Origin of the sequence: Rhizobium sp. P32RR-XVIII, assembly GCF_012641395.1 — a bacterium.
In the GTDB taxonomy this organism is placed as follows: domain Bacteria; phylum Pseudomonadota; class Alphaproteobacteria; order Rhizobiales; family Rhizobiaceae; genus Rhizobium.
This window is the reverse complement of the sequence record NZ_JABAIH010000002.1, coordinates 96,967-108,987: the sequence shown is the minus strand read 5'-3', so window position 1 is coordinate 108,987 and position 12,021 is coordinate 96,967. Positions and strand designations below refer to the sequence as shown.

12 protein-coding genes are annotated in these 12,021 nt (G+C 61.2%); 4 read left to right on the top strand and 8 right to left on the bottom strand.

What is annotated here, in order from left to right:
- Positions 1-180: 180 nt before the first annotated feature.
- The 4 genes from HGP14_RS05515 to HGP14_RS05500 all read right to left on the bottom strand — a co-directional run bounded on the left by HGP14_RS05515 (position 181) and on the right by HGP14_RS05500 (position 5,524).
- Positions 181-1,287, bottom strand: a complete 1,107-nt coding sequence (locus HGP14_RS05515; RefSeq protein WP_168828864.1) for a porin — start codon at positions 1,285-1,287, stop codon at positions 181-183.
- Between the two features lie 341 nt (positions 1,288-1,628).
- Positions 1,629-2,252 carry a TetR/AcrR family transcriptional regulator C-terminal domain-containing protein gene (locus tag HGP14_RS05510; protein ID WP_168828863.1) on the bottom strand — a complete coding sequence of 208 codons (624 nt, stop codon included), beginning with the start codon at positions 2,250-2,252 and terminating at the stop codon, positions 1,629-1,631.
- An 841-nt stretch (positions 2,253-3,093) separates the two neighbouring features.
- Entirely contained in the window at positions 3,094-4,023 is a 930-nt protein-coding gene (locus HGP14_RS05505; RefSeq protein ID WP_168828862.1) for a peptidoglycan-binding domain-containing protein, read from the bottom strand.
- Positions 3,995-5,524: a HAMP domain-containing sensor histidine kinase gene (locus HGP14_RS05500; protein WP_168828861.1), complete on the bottom strand. Its 1,530-nt coding sequence runs from the start codon at positions 5,522-5,524 to the stop codon at positions 3,995-3,997. The genes HGP14_RS05505 and HGP14_RS05500 overlap by 29 nt, the downstream gene beginning before the upstream one ends.
- 451 nt (positions 5,525-5,975) lie before the next feature.
- Here HGP14_RS05500 and HGP14_RS05495 point away from each other — a divergent pair, with 451 nt between their 5' ends.
- Positions 5,976-6,467 carry a DUF5330 domain-containing protein gene (locus HGP14_RS05495; RefSeq protein ID WP_168829594.1) on the top strand — a complete coding sequence of 164 codons (492 nt, stop codon included), beginning with the start codon at positions 5,976-5,978 and terminating at the stop codon, positions 6,465-6,467.
- A 204-nt stretch (positions 6,468-6,671) separates the two neighbouring features.
- Positions 6,672-7,094 carry a SufE family protein gene (locus tag HGP14_RS05490; RefSeq protein WP_168828860.1) on the top strand — a complete coding sequence of 141 codons (423 nt, stop codon included), beginning with the start codon at positions 6,672-6,674 and terminating at the stop codon, positions 7,092-7,094.
- Positions 7,095-7,100: 6 nt separating this feature from the next.
- Here HGP14_RS05490 and HGP14_RS05485 read toward each other — a convergent pair whose 3' ends face one another.
- Positions 7,101-7,994 carry an AraC family transcriptional regulator gene (locus tag HGP14_RS05485; RefSeq protein ID WP_246704370.1) on the bottom strand — a complete coding sequence of 298 codons (894 nt, stop codon included), beginning with the start codon at positions 7,992-7,994 and terminating at the stop codon, positions 7,101-7,103.
- A 165-nt stretch (positions 7,995-8,159) separates the two neighbouring features.
- On the opposite strand from HGP14_RS05485, the gene HGP14_RS05480 reads away from it, so the two are divergent.
- The gene (locus HGP14_RS05480; RefSeq protein WP_168828859.1) at positions 8,160-8,888 is read left to right on the top strand and encodes an SDR family oxidoreductase; all 729 of its coding nucleotides are present in this window, start codon (positions 8,160-8,162) and stop codon (positions 8,886-8,888) included.
- A 93-nt stretch (positions 8,889-8,981) separates the two neighbouring features.
- On the opposite strand, the gene HGP14_RS05475 is transcribed toward HGP14_RS05480, so the two are convergent.
- Positions 8,982-9,755, bottom strand: coding sequence for a siderophore-interacting protein (locus tag HGP14_RS05475; protein ID WP_168828858.1), 774 nt, complete (start codon positions 9,753-9,755; stop codon positions 8,982-8,984).
- A gap of 352 nt (positions 9,756-10,107) precedes the next feature.
- Here HGP14_RS05475 and HGP14_RS05470 point away from each other — a divergent pair, with 352 nt between their 5' ends.
- Positions 10,108-10,686 (top strand): HdeD family acid-resistance protein, encoded by a 579-nt coding sequence (locus HGP14_RS05470; RefSeq protein ID WP_246704369.1) that lies wholly within the window; start codon positions 10,108-10,110, stop codon positions 10,684-10,686.
- A 45-nt stretch (positions 10,687-10,731) separates the two neighbouring features.
- On the opposite strand, the gene HGP14_RS05465 is transcribed toward HGP14_RS05470, so the two are convergent.
- Together HGP14_RS05465 and HGP14_RS35400 are read right to left on the bottom strand one after the other, a co-directional pair.
- Positions 10,732-11,526, bottom strand: coding sequence for a DUF6456 domain-containing protein (locus tag HGP14_RS05465; RefSeq protein WP_168828856.1), 795 nt, complete (start codon positions 11,524-11,526; stop codon positions 10,732-10,734).
- Positions 11,519-11,956, bottom strand: a complete 438-nt coding sequence (locus HGP14_RS35400) for a helix-turn-helix domain-containing protein (RefSeq protein WP_246704368.1) — start codon at positions 11,954-11,956, stop codon at positions 11,519-11,521. The genes HGP14_RS05465 and HGP14_RS35400 overlap by 8 nt, the downstream gene beginning before the upstream one ends.
- Positions 11,957-12,021: the final 65 nt, after the last annotated feature.

Sequence of the window (12,021 nt, the reverse complement as noted above, 5' to 3'; positions counted from 1 at the left end):
TTAATAAACGTGTTCGTACCAGAAATTATTTCTTTTAAGTTTACGTTGTATTTTTGTCACGTGAAGCGCGGACCCGAAGGCTCTGCCAGGCCTCCTACGAACGAAAAGAGCCCGGCTGGGATACCGGGCTCTCCTCTCGAAACTGATCGGAGGTCAAACTGATCAGTTGTATTTCTTCGATTAGAAGTTGCGCTGCAGGCGGAAGAAGCCTTCAACCCAATCGTTGTCCGAAGCGTCGTCGTGATCGGCCGATACGTAGGTAGCAGTGAGCTTCGTCGAGAGGTTCTCTACGATCTTGTAATCGAGAGTCACGCCAGCGCGAATCTCGTTGCCGCTGTCCCAGTCGCCGTTGGTGTCGGCATCGATGTTGTCGATGTACTGGACAGCCGGGGTGACCGTGAACTTGTCGGTCGCCTTGAGTGCGTACTGAGCAGCAACAGACCATTCGCCGGCGTCGTAATAGCCGTTGAAGCCTTCGTCGCCCAGACCGGTGGAGTAGATACCAGCGACCGAGAGCGTGCCCGGGCCAACGTCAACACCGATCTTTGCGAGTACTGCGCCTTCCTCGGCATCCATGTCGTAAGCACCGATGACTGCGTAGGTGAAGCCACCGACCTTACCGCCGACCGAAGCGTCGATGCCGAGGTTGTTGGCATTGTGACCGTTACCGTTGTCGGTCTGAACCAGTTCTTCGAGAGCGATACCGGCATAGAAGTCGCCAGTGTCGTACTGATAACGGATGGAGTTCTGCTTCGTCGAACCATTGAGGGTCGACATGATGTCGGTTTCGCTCGAGAAGTCGTCATCCCACCAGTTGGCGAACTTACCAACACGGACGCCGGCGAGGTCGATGTAGGCTTCGTCGATGCCCGTGGTGTTCTGAGAGCTGCCGAACGTGGAAGACGCTCCAGCCGTCGGCTCGTCGCTGCTAACAGCGTTCGGACGGTAGTTGGATTCAAGAATGATCGCGCTCGTCAGAGTGCCGTATTCCGTATCGCTCTTTGCAATAACGTTGATGTGTGCACGCGTACGAGCATCCCAGTCGTCCGCAGCGTTGTTCTTGAATGCATCGCCGGCGCCGAAGCCAACGTCGAAGCGGACGTAACCGCCGATGTTGAGGCAGGTTTCCGTGCCGGGGATGTAGAAGTAGCCGGTGCCATAGGCGTCGCAAACGCGAACATACTCAACCGGTTCCGGCTCAGCAGCGACGATAGCGTCGGCGGCATGAGCGCCCGATACTGCTGCAAGGGCAGCAGCGGAGCCGAGAAGGAGGCTCTTGATTGTCATTTGTGTCTCCGTTCCAAAGGCCAACCTGACGGTTTGGCTCTTTACTTGCGCGATGGATGCGGTCCCCTGAAATTTCAGTCCGCCAGGCGTTGCCGAGCGATTTGCTTCGGTAACGCGATCCTTAGAACAGGACGGGTACGGGTCGGTCAATTATTTAATAAACGTTGTCGTACCATAAATCTAATACAAGCGAACCGAGTTGCATTTTTGCCACGAACTGATCCGCTGGCTGCTCGATTTGGTTGATTCATGAAGACAACAATCCTGATCCTGCGCCGTCGCACGATCGGGAGGAGCGGTGCCGCCCCAAGAGAGGGCGACTCAAAAATCTCGGAATAGCGCTAGGGATTCTGGGAGTCGGGCGAGCGCTCTTCCCTGCGGCAGCCCCGCACGAAAAGCTGAATGCAGCCTTTGAGGTAGGTAATGAGTTGTGCCCGGTCGGGCAGCCCCTCACCGGCGGTCACGCGCGATGCCATCCCTCCGAACATCATGGAGATCAACATCGTCGCCGCCTCATCCGGATCGTCTATCAGAAGCACCTGCTTGGCGCCCTGGAACGAAAGCCAATCGGCCAGCTGCGCCACGGTTCTCTGACCGTCATTTTCCTGATGGTCCGCCTGCAGGCGGGGGCCGGAAGGATAGAGAGCGGCAATACAGGTGGTGATTCGTCTCTCCACCTCGACCGGATCATTCAGGTCCAGATGGAATATCGCCATCAGCACCTCTTCAGGCGCCCGCGATTCCTCTAGAGGACGGGGAAGGTTGAGAAGCCCGCGCGGCGGAGCGACCCGGGACGTATTCCAGTGAAGCGCTGCCCCCTTCGTGTACTTCCGCGCCCTCGAATTCAAAAGCCGCGTGACGGAAGCAAAGCGCGAGATGTCGGAATAGGTAACCTCGAAGGTCAGGTCCTGCGAACCTCGAAGCAGCCGGAAGGTCTGATCTCCACCCAGATGAAACTCTGCCATGCTCGATTTCGAGACCGCAGGATAAACGGTGGAAAAGTGGTCAAACAACGTCTTGTAAAGACGCTGGTTATCGGAACTCGTTAAAGAGGCAATTGACTTATACATCGTGCGACCAAGAATATCGGTTTGCGGGGTCGCCGCCGGAGGCTTCGCGCATCATTCGGCCAAACTGGCAGATGTGGAACACGGCTCATTCCGGCCGCACACCCTCTGACCAACCGTATGCTGGGACACGCAGATAACCTTCCGATCGGCATCTAAGCGAAATAAGTGACTTTTCAATCACACCTTTCAGTTCCTGACTGACCCCCCGGTCGCAGGTCGACTCGATAACACCAGGGGCGACTCTGCGCGCATCATTTTTTTGTGAAACGCTGGGCATGCGGCATATTCGGCAGTGCTTCTCTGCCCGCTATGCGCGCAAAATCTCGATGAGCCGAAGGGTGACGGGTGGGGCAAGCATTTTGTCATATGATTTATCGATAGCGTACTAATTAATTCCGCAGATAGGATCCCGCTGGAATTAATTCAAGGAGTTCCGCCACATTATGATCTGGCTAGCTCGGGGATCTGTTACGCTTTGAGTGACCGGCAACGCGGGTATTTGGGCCCGCAACCTCAATGAATCCGGCCAGAACTCCCGTACGGCGAAGGCATGCGAGCAGCTACAGGGGAGCAGCGGGTTGCGGCATCCGGTCACACCCATCCGCCTCGCCTTCGGTCAAGAAATGACGCGATGGGCTGCCGTCGATCGATCTGGACGAAACGGGGCCTGCCAATGTTAAAGGCAGATCAGAGCACCTGAGAGTGGTATTTTACAACTTTAATCTGAGAACCAGCCCTAGATCGCGCCGATTTCCTTGAGCTTCTTCAGCACCGCCGTATTGGGTTCGCCATTTTCCGGCAGGTTGTAGTGCTTCTGGAAGTGGCGGATGGCGGCGCGGGTTTGTTCGCCGGCGACGCCGTCGACGCCGACATTGGCGTAGGCCATGTTGGCGAGGCCCTTCTGGATCTCCAGCACCAAATCGACATTGGTAAGCTCGGATGACGGGACGCGTTTCGGCGCGGAAGGCGCCGTCCTGACCTGTTTCTCGGCGCTGCGGATTGCGGCAGCGACCGGGTCTTCGGCAGAGGCTTGCGATGACACGTCCTCGGGCGGCTTCTCGGCCGGAATGGTCGTAGGCCCGATGGAACCGGTCTTCAGCGCCGCGAGTACTTCCGGCGTCGCATCGCCGCCCTGCGGCATGCCGACGGTCTCCTCGAAGAACAGGATCGCAGCGCTCGTTCGCGGGCCGATGACACCATCGGCCGTGCCGTTATAGAGACCGCGGCGAATCAATTCCTGCTGGATGTCCATGACGAGCTGGCTCGGCTGCTGGCCGGGTGCAGCCGCCGGCGGCGTCGCACTGGTGGTGACGGCAGCACTTTCGTCGCCCGGGCGCTCGATCTTGAAAGTGGTGACGTCAGCCGGGTTCGGTTCGGTTGAAGCCGAACGGCCGATCGAGAAGGGAAACCGCGCATCACGGGTGCGGAAGAAAGGATGCGGATGTGTGCCCGGCTGGTACCACAGCGCATTGGCGGCGACGAAGCTGAAGATCACGATAAAGGCAGCGGTACCGCCCGCCAGCGACGGGTTGCGCGCAATGGCGCCGCCGAGCGCCGAAGCGCCCGTCATGCCCACGCCGCCCAAGGCGGCAGCCCCTGTGAGGAGCAGGCCCGGCTTTTGCCGGCCTCTCCTTCCGTTAGGCGATTTTCGCTTGCGCGCGGCCATCGAAAAATCCCTCTTCCCGTGCAGCGACAGTCTTCAGGCGCGGCGGAAACTCGACGGTCCGGTCTCTGGCCGCCTCCGCGGCGCCGGCGCCGGAACCATCCGCCGCGATCGAAATGGTGATGATCGTGCCTTCGCCGGGCACGCTGGCGATCGCGAAGTGACCGCCATGCAGCGCCACCAGGCCCTTGACCAGCGATAGGCCCAAGCCGGTGCCCTCGTACTGGCGGGTGTAGTCGTTCTGGACCTGCACGAAGGGCTGGCCGAGCGTTTCCAGCCTGTCGGCCGGGATGCCGATGCCGGTGTCGCTGACACTGAGCTGCAGAACGCCGCCGCGCACCGCCGCATCGACGGTAACAGCGCCGCCCGCCTCGGTGAACTTCACGGCATTGCCGACGAGATTGATCAGGATCTGCTGAATCGCCCGCTGATCGGCGACGACCTCATCGAGATCGCGCTGGATGCGGCTGGTCAGCGTTACCCCCTTCGACTTTGCCTGCAGCGCAAGCATCGCTTCGCAGGACCTTACAGAGGCGCCGATATCGAAAGGCTCGAGCACCAGCTCGTAGCGTCCAGCCTCGATCTTGCTCACGTCGAGCATGGTGTTGACGACGGAAAGCAAGTGCGCGCCGGAATCACGCACAAGGTTCACATATTCCCGCTGGCGCTCGTTCTCGAACTTGCCGAAATATTCGCCGATCAGGATATCCGAGAAGCCAAGGATGGCGTTCAGCGGCGTGCGCAGCTCGTGGCTGACAGCGGCGAGGAAGCGCGACTTGGCATCGTTGGCTGATTCGGCATCGGCCGCCCGGCTTTCGGCTTCGAGGCGCAGCTGATGCTCGATCGACACGTCGCGTAGCTGAGCAACGATGGCGCGGAGCCCGCCGTCCAGATCGCGCTGCGCCGTCATGTCCATTCTCAGATGCGCAAACTGGCGCAGGTCCCGCGATACGCTGGGCCGATCGACCCGTAGGTCGACGCTGGCGCTTTCCGCACCCTGGCGCAGCCGGTCGAGAGCCTGGAGAAACAGAATGCGGTCGGAGATATGCACCTGCTCGATGAAGCCCCTGCCCCTCGGATCGCGCATCCAGGCAAGGAATTCGCCGCTGTTGCGGCCGCCTGCAGCCGTCACATGGCCGTGGGGATCGAGGAAGAGAACGAGGCCGGCACTGTTTTCAAGGAAGAACTCTTCCGCGGGCGCTGCCGCGACGCTTGCCGCTACGGCGCTGTGGCGCGAAAGCGCGATGCTGCCGACGGCCGAAAAGAGGAAGGCAGCGCAGACGGTCGCGACACCCGCCGGCAGAGCAACGGCCGGGCTGGTGACGAAGGAGAGGCCCGCCGGCGTCGCGACGAGCGCTGCCGAGGAGAGAAAGATGAGGCGGCGCAGGATCACGAGCTCCCGCTCGGCAACGGCTTCGCCGCTTCCCATACGGGAAAGCCAGCCTCTCGCCGCACGATCCACGAGGGCTGCCGCCCGTCCACCAATGTCACTCAATACTCGCACGCAATACCCGCCCCAAGAGGCCTTCAAGACAGCCGGAGAATAGGCCTGCGCGGCTTAAGGAAAGGATAAGGCAAAGACGCGCTCCACAGCCCAAACGCCGCAAAAATCCCATTTTGAGCCATCCTGAAGGCGCTTTGTTTTTTGTGGTTAATAGGGGGTAAGCGGCGGATTTCGCTCACATTTCAGGTTTGCGTTAACTTTTGGGGCAGGCGCGCGCCGGAGAACCCTTGCAATTCCAGAGGGCAGCCTCTGGCATGCTTAACGCCGATGGCTACAATTTGACTGAAATGCGGTGCGAACGCCTTTATTTAAAATTCGAATTAAATTTGCCGCAAATGCCACCAAGTTTCGAAAACCGGCATTTGCACTTCATCGCTAGGGTGAAAGCACACCGGAAAACCGGGCCTGATTCGGCGGCAAGACCGAACGGGAAAACAGGATGGGCACGATAATGTGGTTACTGATCAAAGGATCGTTCTGGTTCGGCCTTGTGCTGCTACTGCTGCCGCTCTTCAGCTCGGAGAGTTCGACGCGGCTTGCGGGCGACCCCCAAATTCAATTCTCCGACGCCTTCACTGCCGTCAGCGGCGCCTATGACTATATCACCGGCATGTGCAGCGAGAAACCGGAGGTCTGCGCCAAGGGCGGCGAGACCCTGACGGCACTCGGCTACCGGGCCCGCGAAGGCGCCCGTGTCGCCTATGAGCTGCTCGATAGCAAGTTCGCCGACAATAAGACCGCCGCACCGAAGCTGGCAGAGGCAACGCCTGACGCTCCGCTTGGCGCAGCACCCGTTGCGGCCGTTGCGCCTTCCATGACGGAGGAAAAGGCTGCCGCGCTGAACCAGCCGATGCCCTACCGCCCGCCTGTGGATGACGGTTCGGCCTCCGACGAGGTCGTGACCGGCACCATTCCGCTGCCGACGCCAAAGCCGGTTCTCTAAGAATTCCGCGGCCCAAGCCGCATCCCAAGCTTGCACCGGCAGTCCGCAGAGGTGGAGATGTCCCGTGCCTGACGTGCCTGCCCTGTTTGCTTTCAGCGTTTGCTGCGCCGTGAGGATGCCCATCCTTCACGGCGTTTTTCTTTTTACTGGTTCAAAAGCGGCGCCACTTCACCTATATCACTGGCAACAGCGAAAGGCCCGACCATGGCATCTCTCGACGAGATCATCGACGATTTCTCTTTTCTCGACGACTGGGAAGACCGCTACCGCTATGTCATCGAGCTCGGCAAGGCGCTGCCGAACCTTCCGGACGACAAGAAGACCTCCGAGAACAAGGTGATGGGGTGCGCAAGCCAGGTCTGGCTGGTGACGCAAACCGCGGGCGATCCGGAAAATCCGGTCCTGACCTTCGAGGGCGATTCCGATGCGCACATCGTGCGCGGCCTCGTCGCCATCGTGCTCGCCACCTATTCCGGCAAGAAGGCTTCGGAGATCGCCGCGCTCGACGCCTTCGAGATCTTCTCCAAGATCGGCCTAGTCGAAAACCTCTCCTCGCAGCGTTCCAACGGGCTGCGCTCGATGGTCAACCGCATCCGCGAGGAAGCACGGGTCCGCGCCGCGGCGTGAGCACGCTCAGACGTCGATCAGTTCGCTGCTTTCGGAATTACGCGCCCTCAATCTTCCGGCATCGCGTGCGGGCGACAGTCCGAACTGGCGCGCATATTCCCTGCTGAATTGGGTGGCGCTTTCATAGCCGACGGAAAAGGCGACGCGCGCCGTATCGCCCGGATCGGCGAGCAGGCGGCGGCGTGCCTCATGCAGCCGAAGCTTCTTCTGGTACTGAATCGGGCTCATCGCCGTCACATCCTTGAAATGCTTGTGGAAGACGGACGGGCTCATGCCGGCAATGCAGCTAAGCGTTTCGATCGTCACGCTCTGATCGAAGTGTTCGCGGATGTGGCTGATGGCGCGGCGGACTTGGCCGAGGCGGCTGTCACTGCGGGCGAGCTGGCGGATCATCGGTCCGTGCGGCCCCTGCAGTACGCGGTAGATGATCTCACGCTCCAGCATCGGCGCCATGATCGGAATGTCGGCAGGTGTATCGAACAGCTTCACCAGCCGCAGCCATGCATCGGCAAGTTCATGCGTCACCGGACTGATGCCGAAACCGGGACCATCGGCAATTGGCGGGAGGCCTGGCATGTCGATGATGATTTCCGCAACCGTCGGGATGTCCAGCGTCAGGGCGAGTGCAAGATAGGGACTTTCAGGACGCGCCTCAACGATCTGGCAGGCCCCAGGGACTTCGATGCTTGCCACGAAATAGCTCGCACGGTCGTAGTGCAGCCTTCTGTCGCCGATGATCGCGCATTTTGCGCCCTGGAGAACAAGGCAGAGCATCGGCTCATAAATGCCCGGCGTCATGCCCGTCAGCGCCGCGTCCTTGGTGATCGTCACGCGCGGTACCAGCGTTTCAGTGCGCTGGCCCTGCGCGTATCTCAGCGCGCGATCGCGCAATTCGTCCATCGCTTCCATCATGGACATATGGTGGCATGGCCGCCGGACGCAAGACAAGGCACCGGCGCGCTGCGGGCAGCAGCTCAGGAGGAATAGGCAAGAAGCCGGGATTTTGCGGCTCACACCAAGGGCGTGATCTGCACGATCTGTGATGCTCCACAAACGGAGTGACACATGACCATCATGAAGACTGCAATGGTGACCGGCGCCAACAAGGGTATCGGATTGGAAATCGCAAGACGCCTGGCGGCGGAGGGTTACCGGGTCTGGCTCGGCTGCCGCGACCGGGAACGCGGCGAAGAAGCCGCCGCAAAGCTAAGGGCCAAAGGCCGCGATGCGCGTTGGCTCGAACTCGATGTGACGGACGACCGCAGCGTGGCCGCGGCAGCCGCGGCTCTTGCCGGACAGACCGGCTCTCTCGACGTTCTGGTCAACAATGCCGGAATCGCCGGAAGCTTCGGCCTCTCGCCGCTCGATGAGCCGATGGAGTCCATCAAAGACGTCTACGAGGTGAATGTCTTCGGGCCGATCCGGGTGACGCAGGCTTTCCTGCCGCTGCTCAAGGCCTCGAAGGCCGGGCGCATTGTGATGATGAGCAGCGAACTCGGCTCCATCCAATCGCTGCTCGATCCGGAGAATGAGTTCTACGGCGTCAACGTGCTGGGATACAACAGCTCCAAATCCGCACTCAATGCCGCGACGGTGTCAATCGCCAAGGCGGCTGAGCCGTTTGGCATCAAGGTCAACGCCGCCGATCCCGGCTATACGAGCACCGAGATGAACGGCAATACCGGATACCGGACGGTCGAGCAGGCAGCCGAGGTCGCCGTGACGCTAGCGACGCTCGACGATAGCGGCCCGACGGCTGGATATTTCAACCACAACGGCACGCTGCCTTGGTGATGACGGGAACCAGAGGACATCCCTAGAATGACCGGACCGCGCCGGATGCCCTGCTCTCCGGCATCCGCGCGCTTTCCGCCGCTGGGTCTAAAACTAACCGAACTTCTCGGTCGTATCTGCCTTGCCCCTGACCCAGTAGCCGGAAGCCTTGATCCAGGCGAGCGGGTAGCCGCGCTCCTCGACGAGATGGGCGCGGATTGCCCGCACCACCGATGCTTCGGCAGCGACCCAGACCAGTGTTTGCGGAGCTATGTCGATGCCGCTCAAGGCGGCGATCAGGGGCGCGGCATTGGTGGCATCGGATAGCGGGCGGTGCACCCAGCGCGTTGTCAGCGCCGCGGCCGTTTCAAAAGATTGTTCCTCCTGCGGTCCGGCGACAGCGCCGAGAAGGCTGATCGCCGTTCCCGCGCCGCTCTCCTCGATGCGGCGGCCGATTGCGGGCAGCGCAGTTTCGTCGCCGACCAGCAGCCAGCTCTTCACGGTGCTGGAGACCACTGCCGAACCGCGCGGACCGCCGATTTCGAGGGCCGTTCCCGGGCGGGCATCGATCGCCCATTGCGTGACGGGACCAGCCTCGTGAAGGGCGAAGTCGATGGTCAGGCTGCGAGCGGCGTTGTCATAGCGGCGCGGGGTGTAGTCGCGGCGCTCCTCGGCGCCATCGGCGGCGGGCACGATGACCTTGATATGGTCGTCGGGCGCAAGACTGACGAAATCGACGAGGTCTTCGCCCGTGAGAACGATTCGCCGCATGCGGGGGGTGACGTCGGCCACGCTCTCGACCGTCAGCAGGCGGCGACGCAATTCATGGCGGACCCGCTCAATGGCGGGTGCGGATAGCAGGGGGTTTGCGGATTGATTGTTATCCATCATGTCCTTCCGGGGCTTCGGGAAACGATCCGCAGGACATAGTCGCGCAGATCGAAGCCGCAGAGCCGTTCGATCATACGCGTTGAGTGACGTTAACGCTTACGTGGCCGGAATGCGCCCGGCCGGTGACGGCTCTTCTGTAGTGGTGGTCCGCCAGGGGCGCAATGGCGAAACATCGAATGTTGCTAAACTTTAATTTTCGGGCGGCGCAGCGTAGCAACCGCAGCACCTGACGAACCCGCCAAATTCGTGCTAAAATAGCAAATATCGGGTAGCCGCTCCGACATAGGCTTAGCCGTCGGGCGACTGCAAGCGAGGGGATTGCCGGGGAGGAAAAGCCATGTCGATGTCGATGGATGCGGCGGCGGAGGTCTTTCGCGACGCCGTGAGGCAGACTGTCAAGCGTTACTCACTGTGGTATCTGATCCAAGGTATCCTGCTGATGGCGGCGGGGGTTCTCGCGATCATCTATCCGGTGATTTCATCGGTGGCGGTCATCGTCCTTTTAGGATGGCTGCTGATCATCAGCGGCGTCCTGCAAGGTTTGAGCCTCCTCGGTGCGCGCCACGTGCCGCATTTCTGGCTGCAGTTGATCTCGGTGATCCTTGCCCTGCTGATCGGTTTTCTTTTCCTGCGCGATCCCGCGCAAGGAATGCTGACGATCACCCTGCTTCTGATCGTCTTTTTCATGATCGAGGGCATCTCCAAGGTGGTCTTCGCGCTGACGATCCGGCCACTCCCGAACTGGGGCTGGGTGCTGGCTAGCGGGCTGGTCGGCATTCTTCTCTCGCTGATCCTGTGGAGCAGCCTGCCGGTGACGGCCCTGTGGTTGGTCGGCTTTCTGCTGGGGATCGAGCTCATCAGCGTGGGTGCGGCACTCGCATATTTTGCCTGGCAAATGCGGCAGAGCAGCCCTGCGGCGCCGGTCTGACGGCAAGCTGAAGCCCTTGGGATTTCAGCCGTCGGCCCCGGCACTTCACAGATCGGGCCGATAGCCTTCCGCGCCCCAGTGCTGAACGCGGGCCTGGCGGCGGGGCGGGTCGTAGTGCCTGGAAAGCGCAAGCAGCGCGGTTCTCAGCATCAGCTTGGCGGAGCGGACCGGCCATTGGCGTTCGCGTTCGACGGTTTCCAGCCCTTTCATGAAGCAGCAGACGTCGAGAGCCACACCGGAGAGCTCCGGTCCCATGGCTTCGATCGCGCGGTTGACGGCGATGCGCGCGGCGACGGCGCTATCGGCAAGATCCGCCATGCCGCCGCGCTCGCCCTTGATGCGGCCGGACAATCGGGGCTGCCAGGAGGATGTCACGAGCGGCTGAAGCTGCGCCCGCGTGAAATCCGCAAGCAGCCGCTCGCCGGCGACAAGCGCCTCCTTCGGCAGAAAGGGCGAGCCGCTCCTGTCCTTCAGTCGCGACAGCGCGGCGAGCGGCGATTCGGCCTCGTTGACGCGCACGGACTGGCGCGCACCATCGATCTCGGCGACGCGAAGCGCAATCTCCCCATGCTGTTCGAGAAACGCCTCTTCGCGTTCGGCCGCGGCACGGCGCAGATAGGCGCGGGCCGGTGGTGCGAGACGGACGCTGCTCGCGGCCGTAGTGATGAGGCCAAGCGATACGGCCTCCTCAAAAAGCGCCGTCGGGAGCGCATGGGTGCCTCCCCCGTGCCGGAGCGTCAGCTCACCGCCCTCCCCGCGCTCCACGGCCGCCTCCCCCTTCGCGAGAAATTTCAGCAGCCGAACCAGAGACTTGCGGCCAGCATCGGTTCTTTCACTCATGCGCAGCGCCTCCGGCGGAACGAAAGATGGATTTGACGGCCCGTTCGACGGCGGAAACAAAGTCGTCGAAGGCGGCATCCTCGCGCCGTTCTTCGACGGTCATGCAGGCATGACCGACCGTGGAGCGATTGCGGCCGAACGCGCCGGCAATGTCGTCATGGGGAATCTGCAACGCCACATGGCAAACATACATGGCGATCTGCCGGACGTGACAGAGCGTGCGCCGGCGGTCTCGGCGCGCCAGAAGTCTGCCGCCCACGAGCATGACCATCTCGGTGGTGAGCTCCTGGGCAATTCGGCAAACCGCATCGATCGGAAGAGTGGAAGAAGGCGGCGCGTAGCCCTGGAAAGCGGGAGGGACATCGCTGATGAGAGGCCGCAGGGCAAGTTCGAGCCGAAGACGCGGCAGAGGCGGATTTTCAATAGGCATATATGAAAACTCCCAACAAAATAGGAATTAATTCATATAATGTACGCGACCAAAAAGCTGGCTGG

What these genes read in the sequence shown, in the direction of transcription:
- HGP14_RS05515 (WP_168828864.1), bottom strand. Translation starts at nt 1,287, where the DNA reads ATGACAATCAAGAGCCTCCTTCTCGGCTCCGCTGCTGCCCTTGCAGCA.
- HGP14_RS05510 (WP_168828863.1), bottom strand. Translation starts at nt 2,252, where the DNA reads ATGGCAGAGTTTCATCTGGGTGGAGATCAGACCTTCCGGCTGCTTCGA.
- HGP14_RS05505 (WP_168828862.1), bottom strand. Translation starts at nt 4,023, where the DNA reads ATGGCCGCGCGCAAGCGAAAATCGCCTAACGGAAGGAGAGGCCGGCAA.
- HGP14_RS05495 (WP_168829594.1), top strand. Translation starts at nt 5,976, where the DNA reads ATGTGGTTACTGATCAAAGGATCGTTCTGGTTCGGCCTTGTGCTGCTA.
- HGP14_RS05490 (WP_168828860.1), top strand. Translation starts at nt 6,672, where the DNA reads ATGGCATCTCTCGACGAGATCATCGACGATTTCTCTTTTCTCGACGAC.
- HGP14_RS05485 (WP_246704370.1), bottom strand. Translation starts at nt 7,994, where the DNA reads ATGGACGAATTGCGCGATCGCGCGCTGAGATACGCGCAGGGCCAGCGC.
- HGP14_RS05480 (WP_168828859.1), top strand. Translation starts at nt 8,160, where the DNA reads ATGACCATCATGAAGACTGCAATGGTGACCGGCGCCAACAAGGGTATC.
- HGP14_RS05475 (WP_168828858.1), bottom strand. Translation starts at nt 9,755, where the DNA reads ATGGATAACAATCAATCCGCAAACCCCCTGCTATCCGCACCCGCCATT.
- HGP14_RS05470 (WP_246704369.1), top strand. Translation starts at nt 10,108, where the DNA reads ATGGATGCGGCGGCGGAGGTCTTTCGCGACGCCGTGAGGCAGACTGTC.
- HGP14_RS05465 (WP_168828856.1), bottom strand. Translation starts at nt 11,526, where the DNA reads ATGAGTGAAAGAACCGATGCTGGCCGCAAGTCTCTGGTTCGGCTGCTG.
- HGP14_RS35400 (WP_246704368.1), bottom strand. Translation starts at nt 11,956, where the DNA reads ATGCCTATTGAAAATCCGCCTCTGCCGCGTCTTCGGCTCGAACTTGCC.